Annotated in this window: 16 protein-coding genes and 1 tRNA gene; 11 read left to right on the top strand and 6 right to left on the bottom strand. The window is 50.7% G+C overall.

Annotated features, from left to right (window positions below):
- Positions 1–4: 4 nt before the first annotated feature.
- From BC440_RS13170 to BC440_RS13145, 6 genes are all read left to right on the top strand, one after another.
- Positions 5–916, top strand: coding sequence for a hypothetical protein (locus tag BC440_RS13170; RefSeq protein WP_139192121.1), 912 nt, complete (start codon positions 5–7; stop codon positions 914–916).
- 135 nt (positions 917–1,051) lie between these two features.
- Positions 1,052–1,354: a hypothetical protein gene (locus tag BC440_RS13165; RefSeq protein ID WP_071240263.1), complete on the top strand. Its 303-nt coding sequence runs from the start codon at positions 1,052–1,054 to the stop codon at positions 1,352–1,354.
- Positions 1,355–1,592: 238 nt separating this feature from the next.
- Positions 1,593–1,964, top strand: coding sequence for an MbcA/ParS/Xre antitoxin family protein (locus BC440_RS13160; protein ID WP_083379364.1), 372 nt, complete (start codon positions 1,593–1,595; stop codon positions 1,962–1,964).
- Between the two features lie 146 nt (positions 1,965–2,110).
- Positions 2,111–2,187 (top strand) — tRNA-Ile (locus BC440_RS13155).
- A gap of 262 nt (positions 2,188–2,449) precedes the next feature.
- A complete protein-coding gene (locus BC440_RS13150) occupies positions 2,450–4,240 on the top strand; it encodes a thiamine pyrophosphate-binding protein (protein WP_071240262.1) in 1,791 nt (596 codons plus the stop codon).
- Between the two features lie 124 nt (positions 4,241–4,364).
- Complete coding sequence (locus BC440_RS13145) at positions 4,365–4,868, top strand: MarR family transcriptional regulator (protein WP_071240261.1); 504 nt, start codon at positions 4,365–4,367, stop codon at positions 4,866–4,868.
- Between the two features lie 9 nt (positions 4,869–4,877).
- Here BC440_RS13145 and BC440_RS13140 read toward each other — a convergent pair whose 3' ends face one another.
- The 5 genes from BC440_RS13140 to BC440_RS13120 are packed head-to-tail and all read right to left on the bottom strand — an operon-like array spanning position 4,878 to position 9,347.
- The gene (locus tag BC440_RS13140; protein ID WP_071240260.1) at positions 4,878–5,318 is read right to left on the bottom strand and encodes a hypothetical protein; all 441 of its coding nucleotides are present in this window, start codon (positions 5,316–5,318) and stop codon (positions 4,878–4,880) included.
- A 4-nt stretch (positions 5,319–5,322) separates the two neighbouring features.
- Positions 5,323–6,171: a carboxylating nicotinate-nucleotide diphosphorylase gene (gene nadC, locus BC440_RS13135; protein ID WP_198413514.1), complete on the bottom strand. Its 849-nt coding sequence runs from the start codon at positions 6,169–6,171 to the stop codon at positions 5,323–5,325.
- 29 nt (positions 6,172–6,200) lie between these two features.
- Positions 6,201–7,193, bottom strand: coding sequence for an ABC transporter substrate-binding protein (locus BC440_RS13130; RefSeq protein WP_175484487.1), 993 nt, complete (start codon positions 7,191–7,193; stop codon positions 6,201–6,203).
- On the bottom strand, positions 7,190–8,413 hold the full coding sequence (locus BC440_RS13125) for a Gfo/Idh/MocA family oxidoreductase (RefSeq protein WP_244271161.1): 1,224 nt from the start codon (positions 8,411–8,413) through the stop codon (positions 7,190–7,192). The genes BC440_RS13130 and BC440_RS13125 overlap by 4 nt, the downstream gene beginning before the upstream one ends.
- Complete coding sequence (locus BC440_RS13120; RefSeq protein ID WP_071240258.1) at positions 8,397–9,347, bottom strand: PDR/VanB family oxidoreductase; 951 nt, start codon at positions 9,345–9,347, stop codon at positions 8,397–8,399. The genes BC440_RS13125 and BC440_RS13120 overlap by 17 nt, the downstream gene beginning before the upstream one ends.
- 134 nt (positions 9,348–9,481) lie before the next feature.
- On the opposite strand from BC440_RS13120, the gene BC440_RS13115 reads away from it, so the two are divergent.
- The 5 genes from BC440_RS13115 (at position 9,482) to BC440_RS13095 (ending at position 17,511) form a co-directional block, all read left to right on the top strand.
- A complete protein-coding gene (locus tag BC440_RS13115; protein ID WP_071240257.1) occupies positions 9,482–10,759 on the top strand; it encodes a Rieske 2Fe-2S domain-containing protein in 1,278 nt (425 codons plus the stop codon).
- 183 nt (positions 10,760–10,942) lie between these two features.
- Complete coding sequence (locus BC440_RS13110) at positions 10,943–12,421, top strand: aldehyde dehydrogenase family protein (protein ID WP_071240287.1); 1,479 nt, start codon at positions 10,943–10,945, stop codon at positions 12,419–12,421.
- 88 nt (positions 12,422–12,509) lie between these two features.
- On the top strand, positions 12,510–13,493 hold the full coding sequence (locus BC440_RS13105; RefSeq protein ID WP_063086240.1) for a TAXI family TRAP transporter solute-binding subunit: 984 nt from the start codon (positions 12,510–12,512) through the stop codon (positions 13,491–13,493).
- The gene (locus BC440_RS13100) at positions 13,490–15,412 is read left to right on the top strand and encodes a TRAP transporter fused permease subunit (RefSeq protein ID WP_071240256.1); all 1,923 of its coding nucleotides are present in this window, start codon (positions 13,490–13,492) and stop codon (positions 15,410–15,412) included. The genes BC440_RS13105 and BC440_RS13100 overlap by 4 nt, the downstream gene beginning before the upstream one ends.
- Before the next feature lie 428 nt (positions 15,413–15,840).
- Positions 15,841–17,511, top strand: a complete 1,671-nt coding sequence (locus BC440_RS13095) for a HAMP domain-containing methyl-accepting chemotaxis protein (RefSeq protein ID WP_175484486.1) — start codon at positions 15,841–15,843, stop codon at positions 17,509–17,511.
- Positions 17,512–18,644: 1,133 nt separating this feature from the next.
- Here the strand turns inward: BC440_RS13095 and BC440_RS13090 are convergent.
- Complete coding sequence (locus BC440_RS13090; protein WP_083379363.1) at positions 18,645–20,810, bottom strand: dynamin family protein; 2,166 nt, start codon at positions 20,808–20,810, stop codon at positions 18,645–18,647.
- Between the last annotated feature and the right edge of the window lie 138 nt (positions 20,811–20,948).

Raw genomic sequence — 20,948 nt, 5'->3', positions numbered from 1 at the left:
CTTCTTGCGTGCACTGCTCTGGCAGGGAGACAAGCAAAGGCGCTTGAGTGAACAAGAAATGCTTAACGCCTATGAGCGGGGATGGAGGTTCAATGATATCCTTGCTGAGCCGACGGTAGATGAGCTCAAGTCCATCGAGGCACTGGCATCATCTCATGGCTCATGGCTTGAGGTTGAATGCAAGAAGCTGATTGCAAAGCGGTCTAAACATGAGCCTAAGAACGCTATTATTCACGGACACAAACCAGCAGATATAAAAACTGTTGTAAGCGCGCTTTCAGCGGACTTTATGCAAGATCGCAGTCTTGGATTGTCTGGTCGCACTTCATTGTTTGCCTCAGTAATTGGTTTTGGTGCTCCGGATGAAGTTCGCCTTACCCTTGTCAATCCGCTTGAAAACATCAAAGTATTCCGAGACGAGATTTCTAGGGCTGGGCCCGAGGTGTTGTTTGAGAGCCCCAAGATCGAACCATTCGTTTTTGGGCAATGCTACTTTGATCAGTCAGGTGGGTGGTTTAGCGTTAGACCTTCCGCGAAGGCACCAGGCATCAAGGTCTCCGTGCTTTATGATGAGAGGGGAAAAGCGCTTGAAGTTGGTTCGTACAAAGAGAACCTTGGTAAAACTCTTCCAAGCGTTGCACTGAATGACGAGCTTGCTTCGGGGCTTGTTGATCTTTCTGAGGGTGCATTTTCTGCGGAGTTAATGAAAGATGCCTTGGAGCAAGTCGTGCTCTTCACCGCGTGTCTTGGTGACCTCGAGCGCGTGATTGATCAGATCAAAGCTCAGGGTTTACATCGTGAGCAGATGGAAAGATTCTTGCCGCCGGCATTTGAAGAAACAGAGGGGCTTGAGAGCCTGGAGCTGCTTTACTCAAGAGGCGCGGCAAAGCTGAAAGCTCTACTTGAAAAGTTGTGAATGTAATGACCTTGGAGCGCTGTATAGCGAGCCGTCGATGATTAGCTTTGCTCTCACGGGCAGTTCTGATGGGTTGATTTGGCATTCAGCCCTTTCTCTGTCTGGTGCGAAGCTTCTCTGGATAATGGTGTGCCAATGCCTGCAAGAGATTTTGAAGATGATTTGTTGAAAAAATGCGTTGCCGTTGCCCGTGGCGAACGCGAGAGTGCAACCAGTCAGATTGAAGCAAATGTCTTTGAAGTTGCTGGATCGATTTTGCGGTCAAAGCTTCCGGTCACTGCGGAAAAGTTGATTGCCGCGGCTGAGAGTTACTTTGTTAACTGCCCAGATCAAAGACTGAAAGTCGTCGAGGTGGTGCGGAAGCAGTGGATCTATGAATTGTCGCGTTTCAGAAACCGGTTGATGCGTTTGCTAAATGAAAGGGGTGTTTCAAAGTGATGCGTCAGCGCATTCTCCGCAGGGTCTATAAATCACGGGATGAGGCACGTCAGGTTGTCTTCGATTACATAAAAATATTCTACATCCCGAAGAGCAAACATAGTGCCAACGGAATGGTGTTACCCGTCGAATTCGAAAGACGACAAATCTGATCAAACCGGGTTTCTTCAATTTCAGGGGCTATTCAGTGATATTGGTGAATTCTAGTTCTGGAGTGTGCTCCCGACTGGAGGTGAGAATGTCTAAAAAGCAGGTGGAGAACGTACTTACTCAGAAGGAATCTCAAGCATTGTGCCGCGCGGCATTCAGATTGTTGAAGAACTGGGAGCTCTCGGATGCCGAAGTGCAGGTTCTTCTTGGTGACAACGGGATAGCGTTTAGGAACGAGCAGCAAAGCCCTAGTGACGACATGTTGGTTCGGGCGCATTTGTTGTTAGGCATTCATAAACAGCTGAGGGTGCTTTTTGTCGACAAACGGCGAGGCTATCAGTGGGTGAAGAAGCCGAACCAAACCTTCGGTGGTCTGAGTGCCTTGGAGGTGATGGTGCAAAGAGGCGTTGAGGGTATTTTCCACGTCAAAGAATATCTCGAAGCTGAAAATGCTCATTAGGCTGAAATTAAAGTGTCTGAGACAAATTGCCCCAGCGATGTCGCTGTTAATGTCCATGAGCGTGAACTGAGTTTGCGCTTGACCTTGGGCCGAATATATCTAGTTTACGGCGGCGTATTGAGGATCCGCAAACTCTTACTCAATCGGGGCCTGTAGCTCAATTGGTTAGAGCCGACCGCTCATAACGGTCTGGTTGCGAGTTCGAGTCTCGCCGGGCCCACCACCTCTGTTAGACTTCTAAAAATTACTGATAGATTGTCGAGTTATTGGCAATTCAAAACTTATCTATCTTCCACCTGATGTGACCTCGGGCACATGTGTAGGGCTTTAAGGGTCACCCTAAGTCAGCAAAAAAGATGACCGTTGTTCAATAGTAGCCCAAGTGTATGTAGAAATCCCGTTTGACATAATGTTAGATATCGAAGTATTTAAAAAGAAAACTTCTAATTTGCTTTGATAAAAGACGGAAAAGTCCGGGAGGAAAAATGGAAAAGGTCGAGAATCCTGTTGCGTCAGGATCAGAAGGGCTGTGGGGCAGTGACCTTATTGCTGAGATATTACGTGCCCTTGATGTTGAATTTGTCGCTCTTAATCCCGGATCCAGTTTCCGTGGTTTACATGACAGTCTGGTAAACCATCTGGGCAATAAAGACCCCAGAATGCTTCTTTGTCTGCATGAAGAACACACTGTCGCGATTGCGCACGGATGGGCGAAAGTCACCGGACGTCCGATGGCCGCAATTGTCCATGCCAATGTCGGCTTGATGCATGCAACAATGTCGATCTATAACGCCTGGTGTGATCGCGTCCCCGTGTTGGTGTTTGGCGCAACCGGTCCGGTTGACGCAGCTGAGCGTCGACCATGGATTGACTGGATCCATACATCTCGGGATCAGGCGGCCTTGGTGCGCCCGTATGTTAAATGGGATGATCAGCCCGCCTCCCTTCCTGCCTCGCTTGAAGCCATGATCCGTGGTGCGACAATTGCAAAAACCGCACCGATGGCGCCAGTTTATGTTTGTTTTGATGTCTCGGTTCAGGAAGAAGAAGTCACCGACCCGGTCAAGTTGCCAGATGTCAGTCGCTTTGCACTGCCTGCCCCGACTGTCCCTTCACGCGAAACCTTGGTCGAACTGCACACATTGCTGCAAACCTCAAAATCGCCCGTATTCCTGATGGGGCGGGTGTCACGTTCTGCTGAAGACTGGGCGCGCCGTGTGGCACTGGCCGAAGAATTTAATGCACGCGTTTTGACCGATATTAAACTTGGCGCAGCCTTCCCGACGGACCATGCGCTGCATACTGGCGCGCCGGGTTTCTTTATGTCACCAGATGGCGCGAAGGTTTTGAATGAGGCAGACCTTATTGTCAGTTTTGACTGGGTCGATGTTGCCGGAACGCTCAAACAGGCAGGACCAGTGGCCGAAGCAGCGAAGCTTGTTCAGGTGTCTGTGGACCATCAGCTTCATAACGGTTGGAGTATGGACCATCAGGCCGCTGTGCGGGCCGACTTGCATATCGCATCAGAACCCGATGTTGTGATCAAAGCGCTTTGCGAGGAAACTGGCATAGAGGCTGGGTCCCCCCCGGAAAACCTGCCCGCAAAATGCATTGGCACAGTGTCCGATGAGAGTGCGCCATTGGATGTCGATAGTCTTGCTGCTGCGATGGGTGAGGCCCTGTCAGATGATGTGGTGTCGCTGGTTCGCCTGCCCCTCAGCTGGGGCGGCGATTCGTGGCATTTCCGTCACCCGCTTGATTATCTTGGCTATGACGGCGGTGCTGGCATTGCGTCTGGTCCGGGCATGCTGGTGGGGGCTGCACTTGCGCTGCGTGACACCGACCGACTGCCGGTTGCTGTATTGGGCGATGGCGATTTTTTGATGGGTGTTTCGGCCTTCTGGACTGCGGCACGCTATGGCATTCCGTTCCTTGCGATCATTGCCAACAATCGATCCTTCTATAATGATGAAATCCATCAGGAAAAGGTCGCAATCAGCCGTGATCGGCCGGTCGAAAACAAATGGATCGGGCAGCATATTGGCGGGCCGGATATTGATCTGGCAGCAATGGCACGCGCACAGGGGGTCACTGCATTTGGTCCGGTCAGCACCGCAGCGGAACTGAAATACGTGATCAAAGAAGGGCTGGCAGCGGTCAAGGCCGGTCAGCCTGTTGTCATTGATGCGCGCATAACCCCCGGTTACACAAAGGCAATGTCTGCTGGCATGACGCGCACTGCCGAAGAAACGGCAGAAGCTGACGAAGGTCAATAAGATGTTTGCCGTTTGAGCGTGCTTGGCAGTCATCCTGTCAAGCACGTTTGACTTCGGTCTGGGACGACTGTATCAGTCAATCCGAAAACATTTTCAATTGGCTTTTAAGGGCATCTTTCGATCGATGGCGGATAAAGAAAATAAAGTTCCCAACTCGCGAGAGCGTTTTGCGCACATTATCCGACTTGCAACGCGCGGTTTTAACCGGTCCCTGCAAATTCGGCTGTCATCGCATCATGTCACATTCGGACAGTGGATCTTTTTGCGTATCCTCTGGGATCAGGAAGGTCTGACCCAACGAGAGCTGGCCGAAGAAGCCGGCTTGACCGAGCCAACCACCCACACCGCTCTTCAGCGCTTGGAAAGCCTTGGTTTCCTCGAAAAGCGTACCCTTGCAGGTAACCGCCGCAAACAGCATGTCTTTTTGACCAAACGTGGCAAGGAATTGCGTATTGAGCTTGAGCCGCTTGCAATCGAGGTCAACGAAGTTGCATTGGCCGGGCTCAGCCCTAATGAGTTGGAGATCCTCCGCAAAGGGATGCTGACCATCCTCGAAAACCTTGAGGAAGATGAGAGAAAAGCGGGTGAGGAAGGACGTAAAGTCCCCCCGACCCGCATTCCAACCTAAGATCTTCAATCAGGCTGCTGAGAGCTTTTCGATCAATGTGTCTGCCGTTGTGATTTCGCGCATCGGCATTCCATCGCTCGAGGCATCCGGTTCCGCATCATACCGCAAACCTTCCCCATCCCAGAACCACCAGTAAACAACATTGCCTTGTTTGTCCCGGATAGGAGTTCTAAATGTCGGAAAGGTGCTGTCGGTACTGGGGATTTTCGTGCTGCCGATTTTTTCCCCCGCTAGCGTGCCTTTTTCAATGACAGAGAACAGCGGCAACATGCAGGTGAAGGCCGTTATTCCCGCCGCAAGCTGCGCGATATCATCCGGGCGTTTGTTGTGCCGCCCGGGCAGAGCACGAACGACTTCTGGATAGGCGGGATGGTTATGGGTGACTTGAAGATACCCAAACCCGTTTGGAAGTTTGACTTCGATAATATCGCCTGGTTGAAATTGGTTCATTTTCTTATCCCAGTGTTACGTCGAGGCCGATATCAAGGGTCGGTGCCGATATGGTGATTTTCGAGCTTGAGATATAATCAACCCCGGTTTCAGCAACGTCCTTGATGGTGTCGATATTGATGCCACCGGATGCTTCGATCCGCGCACGGCCGGCATTAAGGGCAACGGCATCTTTCAGACCGTTGATGCCGAAATTATCAACCAGCACCGTTGATGCGCCCGCTGCAAGGGCTTCTTCAAGTTGTGTCAACGTGTCGACTTCGACCTCGATCACGACAAGATGGCCGACATAATTGCGGGCAGCTTCAATTGCCTTGGTGATAGATCCGCAAACGGCAATGTGATTGTCCTTGATCAGGACGGCATCATCGAGACCAAAGCGATGGTTGGCGCCGCCCCCACAGCGCACCGCATATTTTTCAAATGCGCGCAGGCCCGGTGTGGTTTTCCGCGTGCAGCAGATTCGTGCTTTTGTATGAGCAATTAGATCGGCGAACTTTGCGGTTGTCGTTGCGATGCCTGACAGATGGCACAGGTAGTTTAGCGCGACACGTTCCGATGACAGGATGGCCCGCGCATTGCCGGTAACCCGGGCGATTTCATCACCCGGGGTCAGAAAGTCACCATCCTTCTTGAAGACCTCAAACTCCAGCCCCGCACCAGCCATTGCAAATGAACTACGCGCGAAATCCACGCCACACAAGCGTCCGGCTTCACGGGAGACCAAAGATACTTTTGCACTGAGATCCGGACCAATTGTTGCATCTGTGGTCAGGTCACCCGCACGCCCAAGATCCTCCTTAAGGGCGGCGCGAACGCCTTCCTCGATCAGGAGGTGGGGTAATGATGGCATGACTGCAGATGTTTTTGCGATGGTATTGGTCATAGGCTGAAGACCTCACGCGTGGAGGGGTGGAAAAGCTCGTCGATCGAAAGTTTGCGCGGTGAAAGTCCCTGGCGGTAGTGATAGTCAAGGAACGTCTCTATGACTTTGCGGTTTGGCGCAACGCCATATGGCCACAGATCATCACCCAGAAGGTTTTTCGCACGATCAAGTGTATCTTCGACGAACGGCATGGTGACCTTTGTCGCAGATGTATCGCTCAGCGCGTCAAGTGCCATTTTCTTTGACTGCGAGAACGCCTTGAGCAACGCACCGGGAAGCCACGGATGTTGCTCGGTCAAGCTTTTGCGGACACCCAACACATGCATGATCGGGAAGATCGACGTACGTTTGTAGTGGTCTTCTGCCGCAGAGATGCTGTCAGAGAACAAACGCCCGACATGCGGATGGCCTTCATTGAAGCATTTTGGCCAACGCGGGCCAATGAAGCCGTCAATTTCGCCATCTGCCAGCATCTGGTTTAGCGTCGCCCCCTCTGGCGCTTGGGTCATTTTGACATCATCAGGCAGATCAACCTTGATCTTTTCCGGACGGCCCGGCGTATCCATGCCGCCGCGTACCCAGTGGATGTCTGATGGCTTTACCCCATAGTCGTCTTCAAGAATCCCACGCACCCAGACATTGGCCGTCAGCTGATATTCCGCAATACCGATACGGCGTCCCTTGAGGTCTTCGGGGCTTTTGATGCCTTTGTCCGTTCGGATGTAAACTGATGTGTGGCGGAAAGCGCGCGACAGGAAGACCGGAATTGCCACATAGTGGGATTCATCACGCGCGAGCTTTACGCAATAGGACGAAAATGAAAGTTCGCTGACGTCGAAATCTTCGTTACGAAACGCCCGGAAGAACATTTCTTCAGGGGATAGCAGCATTGATACCGGATCCACGCCATCGATTTTGACACGTCCATCAAAAATCGGTCTGGTGCGATCATAGTCTCCGTAGGCGAGGGAAAGTGTCAGGTTACTCACGAGTTTCCTCCAATGTTTGTTTCTTTTGTCTGAATTTGATGGACCAGCTTGACCGGTGAGACGGTTTCTGCGGATTGCATAATGGCGTGGCAGGCTTCAAGCGTAGCAAGCCCCCAACGTCCGGTTTGTGACGGCGATACGTTATGCCGGACGGCGTTGATCAAGGCTGAATTGACACCGGCTCTTGGCCCCATCTCAAGCGGTGCGGGGATGAATTTCTGTTCGAAATGGCCGTACAACCAGACCCCGTTTGGCGTGATCCGAAGATCACCGCCGTCACATGACACAATGATCGGGCCAAAATGTTCGTGGTTTGGTGCTGGTGGTCGCGCCGGGGTTTCGCCATATGTTCGACCGGATTTCAGTGCGGCCTCTTCTTCAGGGTTTGAAACCTTGGCCAAAGCTTTGCGGGATTGGCCATAGTTTTCCGGATCTTTTGGATAGCCAAGTTCACCAACCCAGCCCTGCCAAACATCGGAATCAAAATGCGCGTAGCCCGAATAGGTCAACGAGGCAAAGGCACCGCCTTCAAATGTTGCCAATGCGCTATATGCACCTTCGGTTGGGCGGGCTGGATCCCAGTTTCCGGTTGCAGCAGTAATGGTATTCATCATCCCGCCACCCAGAAGGCGCACAATATCAAGCTGGTGGACAGCCTGACTGAAAATCACTCCGCCACCTTCTGCGGTGACGAGTTCTTCAGGCCGACGCGGGCGATATAAAAAGTCAGTATAGTTCATCGCATGGATCATGCGAACTGCACCGATATCACCGGACTGAATGATCTGATGAGCCAGCATAACCGCCCCATCAAAGCTGTGGCTTGGGCCAACAATCAGTTGCACGCCTGCTTTTTCGCAAACTTCGACCATTTTGACGCCGTCTTCGAAATGGATCGCAAGCGGTTTTTCCACCAAAACATGCTTTCCAGCCTTGGCGGCAATTTCAACGTGATCGACATGCATTTGATGCGGTGTGGCGATATAGACGGCTTCAACGTCCGGGTCGGCACAAATATCCTCGACATGTTGATAGGTGCGCCCGCCGAACTCCTGCTCGAACGCAGTACGTGAACATTCTCGTGGTGCGCATGCCGCGACCAGTTGTATGCGGTCATCGGCATTAAATGTCGGCAGTGTTAGCATGAACCCGCGACCAAGCCCGATCACGCCAAGGCGCAAAGGCTCCTCAAGGTTCGGCTGCTTAGAGTTCGATGACAAGGTTTCCCTCCTTTGCGCGGGAGACGCAAATCATGATCTGGCTGTCTTTTTCCTCATCCATCAGGACCATATCGCGATGATCAACATCACCCTCGATCAGCTTGCAGCGGCATGTGCCACAGGTGCCGCTTTCACACGAACTGACCGTTTTGATGCCATTATCACGAAGCGCTTCAAGAACGGACCGGTCAGCAGGGACGGTAATCGTGGTCTCAAGATTTGCCACCGTTACCTCAAAGGGTTGGTCATCTTCGCGGACGGCATCAACGGCTTTGAAATCTTCGAAATGGACGCGACCTTCTGGCCAATGACCTGAGATCGCTTTGATTTCTTCCATCAAGGGCGATGGGCCGCAGCAATAAACATGCCCCGCGCCGGGTTCCTCGAAGTGATCCCAGAAATCATAAACCTGATTCAGATCGCCATTGTCGTGATGAAACTTAACCCGTGATCCGAAGGCACTTTTGATGTCATCAAGATATGCGGTTTCCTCGGCAGAGCGGGTGCAATAGATCATCTCGAACGGCTTGCCCTGGGCGGACAGGTGATTGGCCATCGCATAAATTGGCGTTACCCCGATGCCCCCGGCAATCAGCAAATATTTCGATGCATTTTTAAGTGCGAACGAGTTTTCCGGCGCCTGTATGGCAATCTCGGTTCCAACTGTCGCCGACTCGTGCATAGAGGATGATCCGCCACGCGATTCCGGTTCGCGTTTTACGGCAATCACGTAATTTTCCGGAAATTCCCCATCATTAACAAGTGAATAGCGGCGCATCGCACCGGATGGCGTTTCGACGGTGATATGCGATCCCGGCGCAAAGGCGGGGAGTTCGATCTCATCCACGGGGGAAAGCGTAAACTCGCAAATATATTGCGTTAGCTCGCGCCGCGCCTCTACACGCATTTTTATGCTTTCTAATTCTGTTGACATTTTTTCCTCCCGAAGTAACTTTGGTGAATAAATTAGATATCTAATAATTCTTGTCAAGTCACTAGACGCCTGTAATGATGTGACATCGATTATTCGATATCTAAGAACAAACGCCAAGGAGGAGAGTTCACGTTATGCTCAGTCATGAAGAGAATGACCTGTTAGCCCGTGTGGAGGGTGATGCACCGATGGGCAAGCTGATGCGTCAGCACTGGACGCCGGTTTGCCTGATTGAGGAAGTCGCAGAAGCAGACGGTAAGCCGTTGCTGGTCGAAGCGATTGGTGGCCGCTATGTGGCCTTTCGTGATTCAGAAGGGAAGCTTGGTCTTCTTGATGAGCTCTGCCCGCACAGACGCGCATCACTGGTTTTTGGACGTAACGAAGATTGTGGTCTGCGTTGCCTGTATCATGGCTGGAAGTTTGATGTTGAAGGTAACTGTGTTGCCATGTCGTCCGAACCCGAAGGCAGCCCGCTTCATGAAAAGGTCAAACACAAGTCCTATAACACGGCCGAGTGGGGGGGCTTTGTCTGGGCATGGCTTGGCGAAGAAGAAGACATGTATCCGTTTTCGCCACCTGCATTTGCCCCGACCGAAGATACCCAGGTTTCAATCCTGAAAATCAGGATTCCGGCCAACTGGGCGCAGATTACCGAAGGGCAGATCGATTCCGCACATTCGTCCAGTTTGCATTCATCGGATATGAAACCGGCCCGCGTTGAAGGCGCTTCCGCGGATGATCAGGCATGGTACCGCCCTTCGACGGATAAATCTCCACGCATGCAGACCCAAACGACCAGCTACGGCTTCCACTATGCTGCGATCCGTAAGCCGATCAAAAATCCTGGTACCCATTACTATCTTCGTATTACCGAGTATATTGCACCCTATACATCTCTGATCCCGCCAAACAACAACTACAATGTTGCCAGCGTAATTGTGCCGATCGACGACGAGACAACGCACTTCCACTTCATTGCTTGGGGGGGGAAGGCGTGTCCAACTACTGAGGAATGGCGAAAATTCAACCACTCCCAGAAGGGTGTCCATCTCGATGAGCGCTGGGTCTCGCAACGTCAACTGCATAACAATTTTTTGCAAGACCGACAGGCGATGAAACTCGGCAGCTTTACCGGGGTTTACGGTATTCCAAATCAGGACATCGTAATGTGGGTTTCCATGGGGGCTATTGTTGATCGTTCCGATGACATTCTGGGCGCCTCGGATCTGGCCATCGTCGAGTTCCGGCGGTTGATGGTTGATGCTGCAAAAAAGGTTGCTGCCGGCGGAGAAGCTATCGGCACAACTGAGCCGCGCGTACCCCATTCTAGTATCGCGTCACGTGAAGGTGTTTACCCTCAAACCCTTGATTGGCGGACGCTTGTCGAAGAAGAAAGTGTCGCTGCAGAGTGACTGAAAGCGGGTGGGCGGGCGAGATGTCCGCCCCTATCGTAAAATAAAACTAAGATATCTAATTTTATGGTTGACTGAGGGCGTAGGCTGCCATTTAATTTAGATATCTTATAAAAAAGAACAGATCGACTTAATCCGTAGACAAAAAAATAAATGCGCGGATTTTCCTGGGAGGAAAACAGCATGAAGTCATCAAAAGCTTCTAGCGTCGAGGACCTGTTGACCGAGGGAGTCCCTAAGGGACTGTATTACGGCGGTGAATGGCACCGCGCTGAAAGCGGTGTCATTACGGTTTCCTCGCCATCAACTGGGGCCGAACTTGCCCAAGTTGGCAGTGCCTCTGCTGCTGATCTGGACCAAGCTGTCAAAGCAGCTACCGCCGGACAAAAGCTTTGGAGGCGGACTACGCCGCGTGAACGCACACTCGCCATGCGTGAAGCTACAAACATTATCCGTGCCAACAAGGAAGAGCTTGCGCGTCTTGATGCGCTTGACAGCGGGAACTCTCTCAAAGGTATGCTGTTCGATGTCGAACTCGCAGCATCCTTGATGGATTTCTTTGCCGGACTTGCCACCGAATTAAAGGGTGAAACCGTTCCGGTAGGTGCAGGTAAAGTGAACTATGTTGTGCGTGAACCTGTTGGCGTTGTCGCGCGCATCGTGCCGTTTAACCACCCGCTGATGTTCGCCTGCGCAAAACTTGCGCCACCAATCATGGCTGGTAACAGCGTGATCATCAAACCATCAGAAGAAACACCGCTCTCAAGCCTTAAAGTTGCCGAATTGATTGGCGGGCTGTTCCCACCGGGCGTTTTGAATGTGCTGAATGGCGGGCCTGATCTGGGGGCGGGACTTTCAACCCATCCCGGTATCGCCAGCGTCAGCGTTGTCGGCAGTGCCGCAACCGGTCGTGCCGTCATGCGTCAGGCTGCCGATACACTTAAACATGTGTCATTGGAACTGGGCGGAAAGAACGCACTCGTCATGTTCCCGGATGCGGATGTTGAAAAGGCTGTTCAAAGCGCGGTCAAGGGCATGAACCTGCCATGGACAGCAGGACAGTCTTGTGGCTCGACCAGTCGGGTGTTCGTTCATGAAAGCCTATATGATTCCGTCGTTGATCAGTTGGCAGCCGCATTTGATGCAGTAAAGCCGGGCGATCCACTCTCACCTGGTACCGAAATGGGCTGTCTCTCGACGCGCGGTCAGTATGACAAGGTCCGCGGTTACATAGAAATAGCGCAGAATGAAGGTGCCAGGATGGTGGCGGGCGGCGATGTACCCGAAGAGCTGTCTCATGGCTTCTTTGTTCGACCGACTGTATTTGCTGACGTCACCCCTGATATGCGCATTGCGCAAGAAGAAGTGTTCGGGCCGGTGCTGAGCGTCCTCAAATGGAGTGACTATGACTCCTTGATCGAAGCGGTAAATGGGGTTGATTACGGACTCACTGCCTCGGTTTGGACGCGCGATATCTCACAAGCTATGCGTGCAGTTGATGACATTTGCGCCGGGTATGTCTGGGTCAACAATTCCAGCGATCATTTCCTTGGCACACCGTATGGCGGGATGAAGCAATCCGGCATCGGACGCGAAGAATGCTTGGGCGAGATGTTGTCTTACACCGAGCAAAAGAACGTCAATATCACTTTTGAGACCTGATGCCGTTCCAGTGGGACCTTTGACGGTCGGCATCCAATAAAAATAACAGAAATTATAAATTGAGATCTTACCCATTAGGGAGGAAAGAATGAGGCTTTTGACTCTTGCCGCGGCTATTGGACTGGCCTTCGGCGTTAACACTGCACAGGCTGAACCGGTAAACCTGACGCTCTCAGGTGGCAATCCGGGTGGCTTGTGGTCCCTTCTCGGCGCAGGTATCGACCGTGCCGTAAAGCAATCAGACCCAAATTCCGTTGTAACATATCAGGCAACTGGTGGTGGATTTGCAAATATTGGTTTGCTGGGAGCAAACCGGACGGATACGGGATTAGTTCACAACGCTGAAGTGAAGATTGCTCTGGCAGGTGAAGAGCCCTTCAAGGCTCCTGTAAACAACATGCGTGCAATTGGTTACATGTATAATTGGGCGCCGATGCATTTCTTCTTGGCGAAGTCGATTGCCGACGAATACAACATCGATAGCCTCGACGATCTTGCAACAGCAAAAGCACCGGTACGTATTGGTGTAAACCGTTCGGGTAACATTACGTCCAACGTAGCGTTGTTCATGCTCGAACAAGCTGGGTTAACCACGGAAGCTGTTGAGGCAAATGGTGGACGCATTGTTCAGGCCGGGGCAAACGACCAGGCAGAACTGCTGAAGGATGGTCGAATCGACATTGTTACCAACGGTGTCTTTGTTCTTCATTCCTCATTCCGCGCAATTGACGAAAACAATGAAGTCATTGTCCTCGACATTCCCCAGAATGTAATTGATGCCACGAATGCCCGTTTCGGGACTCAAACTTATACAATCCCCGGGGGAAGTTATTCCAATCAGCCAAATGATGTCGAAACGTCGGCCCTTGGTGCTCTTCTGGTGGCAACGGATCAGATGGAGGAAGAAACTGCATATGACCTTACCAAGGCTTTGATTGCAAATGTTGACGAGATCAAGGCGGTTCACGGTTCTATGAAGGCGCTGACCCCGGAGCTTATGGCTGATCAGGATGTTTTGCCGTTCCATCCAGGTGCAGAACGGGCATATCGCGAGGCAGGACTTCTCAAATGATGAAGTCACTTGTTAACACAGGCCGCAAACGTAAGTTTGCGGCCTTACCCCACAAAGTTCTGATCAGCTTGGCGGCGCTATTTGCGATCGGGGTTATTTACGGCAACCTCTTCGTTATTTCGGACCCGCTTATAATTGGCATTCTGTTTCTTAGCGCCTTGTTCTCGATGCTCTTCTTGGTGGTTGGTGCAACAACTAATGCACGGGACAAACCGACCATTATTGATTGGGTGTTAAGTGTACTGAGCCTCGCTACCGGAGCGTTTTTCCTTGTGAATGCAAGTGTGATTTCAAGCCGGATTACTTTGCTTGAAGAGCTTACACCTGCTCAACTTTTCTTCGGGTCGTCACTTCTATTCTTGTCACTTGAAGCGACGCGTCGCACGACGGGTGCAGGTCTTACGATCGTTGTTCTCGGTTTTATGGCCTACAACCTGTTCGGTCACTTGCTGCCCCCGCCCTTTGGGCACGGAGTGATCGAATACACCTACCTGCTGGATGCGCTAATCTTTACAACGGACGGTGTCTTTGGTGTTCCGATCCAGGTTGTCGCTAGCTATGTTTTCCTATTTGTTCTGTTCGGGACGTTACTGTCATTTGCTGGCGGAGGGGACTTCTTCTTTAACCTTGCTGCCTCGCTGACCGGAAAGAGCCCCGGTGGTCCGGCAAAGGTCGCTGTTATCTCATCAGGCATGTATGGAACGATTTCAGGCAGTCCCGTATCTGATGTCGTCGCGACGGGCTCGATAACGATCCCAATCATGAAGCGCCTTGGCTATTCATCGCGTTTCGCCGGCGCAGTTGAAGTTGCTGCATCCACAGGTGGCAGCGCCATGCCGCCTATCATGGGCTCAGCCGCGTTCATTCTTGCTGAGTACACAGGGTTTGCGTATCGCGAAGTCGTCTACGCCGCGATTATTCCAGCGATCCTTTACTATCTTGGTGTTTTCTCACAGGTTCACTTGCGCGCGGTCAAACGCGATCTGCGCTCCTATCCAGATGATGTCCCTACGCTTAAGGCAACCCTCATTAATGGCTGGATGTTTATTGTCCCGATCGCGGTGATCATTCTCGCACTGTCGCTTGGTTATTCGCCAACCATGACGGCAGGCTTGGGAGCTGCTTCTGTCGTCATTGCAGCGGCTTGCTCTGCGCGAACCCGCATGAGCGTTTGGCGTGTAGTTGAAGGCCTTGGTGAAACCACACTGCGCATCCTCCCCGTTGCTGGCGCGTGCGCGGCTGCGGGACTTGTAATCGGAGGTCTGTCTATGACGGGCCTTGGCATGAAAGCGGCGAACGTGATCATGACAATCAGTGGTGCAGATCCGGTGATCACCTTGATGATTTCCGCTGTGGTGACCATCATTCTCGGTTTAGGGATGCCAACACCAAGTGCTTACATTCTTGCAGCAGTTCTCGTTGGGCCAGCGCTTTCAAAGTTGGGATATCCGCTTCTTGAGTCTCATATGTTCTTGCTTTACTACGCGATCCTGTCGGCCTTGACGCCACCGATTGCGGTTGCGGCGCTGGCGGCAGCGGCCATTGCAGAAGAGGACCCATTCAAGATTGCATTTGATGCAGTTAAACTTGCCGCAGTCGGCTTTCTGCTGCCATTCGTCTTTATTTGGAATCCTGCTATCATCGGTTCCGGTTCATCCATTGAGATTGGGCTTGCCGTGATCGGCGGTGTTATCGGAACGATTTCACTGGCGGCTGCAATAGAGGGCTATATGAATGGCACTCTGTCGCGGCTAATGAGAAGCTTGTTCATTTGCGTCGCTGTTGGCAGTGTTGCGCCGTACATGCTCGTATCTTTGGGTGCGATTGTTGTGGGCGGTGCACTACTTGCACGAAACTACTTCTCAACGTCACCCTCCTCGGCGAAAGAGGCGAAGGATCAAAAAGTTCCTGGAGCTTGATGCGTTCCAGTTGTGCAAGGGAGGTGTGCGCATATGCTTCATGCCTCCCTTTTTTTTCGCGATGTCATAGGGCTGTTTGATATTGCATTTTCCCAAGATTGGACTTTTTACCGGCAGCTTTATGCTGCGGAGCTCATGGTCACTACATTTTACCGGTCCCGTTTCGTCTATAGTTATCCCAGTGCTGCATCGCGACTGTCGATTAGGGTAAGCGTCGCGGTTAGTTTTGTGCGTAGCGGATTACTCGCGTGCGCATGTCTATTTTCAGCCTCAGGAGATGTTTATCCTGGCTGACGCGACTTCATTTACTGAAATAAAACGACATAACATCTTCGATCTCTAATAATAAAGGGGCCAGTGACACAACTGCGCTTAGAATAACAATTGGAAGCAGCAACCAGCGAATGCTGGCCGTTCGGAGGAAAGCGATGACTCACCTAATGCGTAACTTAAAAATCTCGACAAAAGTTTTCGGAGGCTTTGCGCTCATCTTGTTGCTTTTGGCAACCGTTGCCGTGTTGGGTGTCGTTTCCATGAGTAGTGTGGGAACAGACTTTACGCGTTACAGAGAAGTTGTTCTCCAATCAAATCAAGCGGTCCGTGTGCAGGAAAAGCTGTTGGAGGCACGGGTGGCAGTTAAAGATTATCTATTAAGCAATAGTCCTGAAGATGCCCAAATAGTACTTGATATGCTCGATACGACTAAGCTGTTGAATCAAGAACTAGGGTCTTTACTGTCCGAAGGAAACCGAAAAGAGGCCTCGAGAGTTGTTTCAGATAACTTGACAGCATATTCTGAAGCTTTTGAAGAAATCGTTTCGCTCTCGGTTTTTGATCCAGTACGTGGCGATTTGGTTTCCAATGAGTTAGAGCGTATCGGGCCGATTGTTGCCAGTGAGTTAGAAGACCTCAAGCTTGATGTGAAAGCAGAGCAAGATGAGATCGGCCCGCGCGCTGCTGCTGCATCTAAAAGATCTGTTTTGATCAGCGAGATACTAGCGGGTGCTGCAATCATCATTGGTGTAATTTTCGCGTGGTTAACTGGGAGGGGCATCTCTCAACCTATCGTGCAAATTACTGAAGTGATGAAAAAGTTAGCTGCGGGGGACAAAGAAGCAACTGTTCCAGGTGAGCATCGTGGAGATGAAATTGGAGAAATGTCTCAAGCAGTATTGGTGTTCAAAGAAAACATGATTCGTGCTGATCAGCTTGCCGCGAAAGAAGCTGAAGCGCTAAAATTAAGAGAAAAACGAGCCGAGAAGATAAGCGAACTTACCGCCGGGTTTGACAGTGAAATGGCTTTTGTACTCAAAGCCCTCGTAACTGCGGCCAAGGAAATGCAATCGACTGCGACTGGAATGACCAATACTGCAGAAGAGACAAGCCGGCAAGCTGGGATAGTTGCGACAGCGGCTGAACAGGCCTCGACTAACGTTCAAACAGTAGCGAGTGCAACTGAAGAGTTAAGCGCTTCGATAAGCGAAATAAATCAACAGGTGGGGCAGTCATCCACGGTTGCAGCTCGAGCTGTTGTAAATGCGGAAGAAACGAATGTCCGGGTACGTGGGTTGGCGGATGCAGCGCAAAAGATTGGTGACGTTGTTGGACTGATTAGCGATATTGCAGAGAAAACTAACCTTCTTGCTCTAAATGCGACGATTGAGGCTGCTCGCGCTGGTGACGCGGGTAAGGGTTTCGCTGTGGTGGCTGCAGAAGTCAAGAACTTGGCGACAGCGACATCAAAAGCAACTGATGAGATTACTGCGCAGGTTTTAAATATCCAAAGTGAGACTGATGGTGCGGTTGAGGCAATCGCTGCAATCTCTTCCACTATCTCGGAGATTAGTGAAGTTTCGGCAGCAATTGCAAGCGCTGTTGAGCAACAGGGAGCTGCTACACTCGAGATCACTCGCAACGTCCAAGAAGCCGCTGGGGGCACCTCTGAAGTTACTAGTAGTGTTGTTAGTGTGAATGAAGCTGCGGTTTCGACTGGTGAGGCCGCTGAACAAGTGTTAGATGCTTCAGGCAGTTTATTACATGAAACCGACAAATTACGTGAGAAAGTGCAAGAATTCCTGAGTTCTGTTCGAGCGGTCTAGCTGTCAAACATCCTTTCGAAGTGTCAGAGTTGAAATAATATTTGTCTTTTTAATATCAGTTGCTTCTGTTTCATTTTTCTCTGAATCTTGGCTTCAATATCACCCGTTGACGCCGATGTGTGACCCGGTTCATGTGCGTGACTTACAAAGACAATCATTGGGCCGCTTTAGCCTAGTCCCGTGGGCAAACCCAGACTGCAATTGAAGTTGGGTTTCCTGCATTGCAGCTTGATCCTTTCAAGCTTGCCAGGGGGGGCGAATAGAACGGGCATGTAGCTGGCTTTCTGAGGTACTAGGTCGCCTCCCCCCTTTGTTAATTCAAGGGCATGACCTAACGGAGTCCGTGAAGTCCAGATCGAGTATGGTCGTGATCAGCGGTTGCCATTGAAGGATACCTGAATCGTAAGCAGAATTAGCTCGCGCTGTGCATGTTGTTGGGCATTGAGGCTGCCTGTGTCGCACCATTTATCTACATCACAATCCCTAGTATCTGCATTGGTGGAGTGCAACTTGTTCACAATTACAACACCTATTTAAGTGCATCAGACAAAATAACAGAGAGTCGAAAAGTTCCTGGAGCACGGTACGGCTATGGTGTGCGAAGAAAGTATGTGCCTGTGTGCCATACCTTCTTTTTTTGACTTGTCGAAAATTGTCAGCTTTTCTGTCAATCATGCAGCTTTTTGTCAGCTTATGTGACAATCTGTGCCAACTTATCTGGCAATCGAAAATGCTAAGGCATTGATTTCCCGTGAAGTCGAATGTCACATTTTGTGGCACCTGACACACCAAAATGGACGGAATTCACTGTCACGAACCAATGTAGGGTTTGGTCGCGTTGTTCAGCTCGGCAAGGGCTTTCTGTTCCTCAGCAACCCCTTAGTCCAATGTATGCCGTAAGTCTGATCGGTGCCGACAAAACTTACGTCGATTGATTGCAACAGCCAAACGTTCGCCTCCATCAAATCAAGCTGAAATACTAGAGGTGGGCCCCAACATAGTTAATTGATGGCATCCGCAAAAACCCTTTGCTATCCAATGGATTCGGCCACAAGACAGCAAAGGGTTGAAGGCATTCCACTACGCCTGATTAGTGTCTAAATGCGATATATCGTCGGTCCGACACGGGAAACCTAGATGGTCTTTCTCCACGGAATTCCGCCGAAAAAATCCCGCATTTCGTCTAAGGAGCCGATCATTCGGCTTAGTTCCTTAGGGTCGGTTTCGTTTACAAGGCTGCGAAGACTTTTTAGCCTACTCTTGTAGGCACTCTCCGTCTCCTTGATTCCCTCGTCGAATCCGCTTCTCGTCTCTTCCCAGAATTCGTCGGACTGTCGGACCAACGCCCCGATGAAATCTCTCTGGCTCAACTCTTTAGCAATTTTTTTTGCCAGTCGTCTTTGCCAAGATGCTCCGAACAACGCATAGCCCGCTAGTCCTGCCAAAAGCCCTAATCCAACCATTATTGTAATTGGCCCGCCAATAGATGCGACAAAACTGACTGCGGTTGCTGTACCGCCAACACTAATGCCAATACTGGATAGAAAGCTCACAACGCTTGGAACCAAAAGGTATCCACCAAGGTTACTACCGGCAGTCACGGCTGCAACCCAAGCGGATAGAGCACCGTATGTTCCCACACTAGCTAAAGCTCCTAAGAAAACACCTTGCGCATTAAACGGCAACGCTATTTTTCCAACCCCCAGTTCTGTCGACGAATAAGTTGCAAGTACTTCATTTACTTCCGCCGCAAGTTCTCGAGACCGGATATTCAAAACTTCGTGAAACTTACCTTTGACATGGTCAATTAGATAGGTCCCAGCCAACTCTTGAGCTTCCTTGCGATCCTCGTAGCGTTTGCAAATAACGTCTTCGATGTTCTTAGCCGTTATCAGTGACGCCAACTCTGTCGTAACGTAGTCACGGGTAGCCCGCTTGCTCAGATCAATCACGCTGTGTATACGCTTGATCTGCCCTTGAATTCGTTTCTGTCGCTCAGGTTCTGCCGACTCCAGTTTAAGAAGATCGCTTTGCGCCGCCTCCCGGTGCTCCAAAGCGTCCGTTAATTTTTTCAGCCAGTCACTGCAGTATGATTTGGCGGAAGTCTTCAAGTCTAGAACCCAGTTATCCATGCGACTGTAGACATAGTTTGGAAAAGTGCTACCGAGCAACTCGGAGAGATCTCCCTCGAAACCTTCCCTACGAGAAGGCTGCTCAACCAAATAGGAGAAAAACCTCTCTCGAAACTCATCCAAGGTTGGCGCTTGCCTACCCATTGAAGCTGCTCGTTTCTCCAGTGCTTCAAAAAGGTGCTTAAAAGCACGTCCTGATGACTTCCTAATGATTTCCGCAACTTCTTTCGGCGCTTGATGCGCCCAGGTTGCGAGAAAATACATGTTCTGTAAGGTTGAAGCTGAGTCATTCTCTTGCTGTACGGGGGGGAGCTGCTCGAGCAAAGCGCTTATATAGTGCAGATCATTCTGATCCAAAAACCCCTGGGCCGTCGAGACATAAACCAAAATGTCAGCAATACTGTGCGCGATCTCTGCGTTGTTGTGGTCATCCTGCGAGTTTCCATAACCTGGTAAATCAATAAGGTCACAACCCAAAAGGAAAGGAGTATCGATATAGACCAATGCAACCGAGCACTTTTCCACGTCTTTTTTTGGGTTCTCGCGGTGAGTGCCATAATCTCTCAGAGTATCGAAGCTACCGGCAACCAGCCGATGTTTGAAGCAATGCTCCTGATCATCCGCAAGATTCAGATCAAAGCCCTTCTTCATTATCCAAACGTCTTCTTTGAACCAAGTAGGACGATCGTTGATGTGACGGATCAAGTACAACATCGATGTAACGGGCTGATAGCCAGTGTGTAGGTAATCTCCTCCCATTAAGGTATTAGCTAACCTGGACTTTCCTTGGTCGAAACGCCCGCAAAACGCTAGACGAGGCTTCCGGCCAATCGCACGAGCTTGGGCGATCAACACATCAGGGTTAGGAGCATCATAGAATTTTGCTTCGTCCAACCGGTTAGGTGCTGATTGAGCATAGCGGCTCATCAGCTGAATCTGCGTGGTCAGGCTATCGTATGGATTACCATATTCCACAGGAATCTTCGAAGAGGTCTGACCACAAACCTTAATCCAAGCTAGATAAATGGATAGGGGAACGTTGTCCTGATCTTGCTCAAAGCGAGATACTGCGCTTTGCGAAATCCCGAGTTTTTCGGCGAGTTCTCCTTGGCTAAGTCCTGCGCTATTTCGAATGTTAAATAGATTGATTACTTCACCGTCCATCATCTGCTCCCTTTAAACTCAAGAACGCTCATAGCACCATGAGGGCTAACCTGACACAGGACCTTGATTATATCAACTTGATTTATGCATTATTCGGGTAAATATGTTAAAAAAATTCAGAATTTGTTTTTTTACCGTTTT

This window comes from Thalassospira sp. MIT1004, from assembly GCF_001858545.1.
GTDB lineage: Bacteria > Pseudomonadota > Alphaproteobacteria > Rhodospirillales > Thalassospiraceae > Thalassospira > Thalassospira xiamenensis.
The sequence above is the reverse complement of the archived record's forward strand: the minus strand, read 5'-3'. Positions and strand labels throughout refer to the sequence as shown.

Bases quoted from the DNA above. Each gene is read 5' to 3' on its own strand.
- BC440_RS13165 (WP_071240263.1), top strand. From the start codon at position 1,052: ATGCCTGCAAGAGATTTTGAAGATGATTTGTTGAAAAAATGCGTTGCC.
- BC440_RS13160 (WP_083379364.1), top strand. From the start codon at position 1,593: ATGTCTAAAAAGCAGGTGGAGAACGTACTTACTCAGAAGGAATCTCAA.
- BC440_RS13150 (WP_071240262.1), top strand. From the start codon at position 2,450: ATGGAAAAGGTCGAGAATCCTGTTGCGTCAGGATCAGAAGGGCTGTGG.
- BC440_RS13145 (WP_071240261.1), top strand. From the start codon at position 4,365: ATGGCGGATAAAGAAAATAAAGTTCCCAACTCGCGAGAGCGTTTTGCG.
- BC440_RS13140 (WP_071240260.1), bottom strand. From the start codon at position 5,318: ATGAACCAATTTCAACCAGGCGATATTATCGAAGTCAAACTTCCAAAC.
- nadC (WP_198413514.1), bottom strand. From the start codon at position 6,171: ATGCCATCATTACCCCACCTCCTGATCGAGGAAGGCGTTCGCGCCGCC.
- BC440_RS13120 (WP_071240258.1), bottom strand. From the start codon at position 9,347: ATGTCAACAGAATTAGAAAGCATAAAAATGCGTGTAGAGGCGCGGCGC.
- BC440_RS13115 (WP_071240257.1), top strand. From the start codon at position 9,482: ATGCTCAGTCATGAAGAGAATGACCTGTTAGCCCGTGTGGAGGGTGAT.
- BC440_RS13110 (WP_071240287.1), top strand. From the start codon at position 10,943: ATGAAGTCATCAAAAGCTTCTAGCGTCGAGGACCTGTTGACCGAGGGA.
- BC440_RS13105 (WP_063086240.1), top strand. From the start codon at position 12,510: ATGAGGCTTTTGACTCTTGCCGCGGCTATTGGACTGGCCTTCGGCGTT.
- BC440_RS13100 (WP_071240256.1), top strand. From the start codon at position 13,490: ATGATGAAGTCACTTGTTAACACAGGCCGCAAACGTAAGTTTGCGGCC.
- BC440_RS13095 (WP_175484486.1), top strand. From the start codon at position 15,841: ATGACTCACCTAATGCGTAACTTAAAAATCTCGACAAAAGTTTTCGGA.
- BC440_RS13090 (WP_083379363.1), bottom strand. From the start codon at position 20,810: ATGATGGACGGTGAAGTAATCAATCTATTTAACATTCGAAATAGCGCA.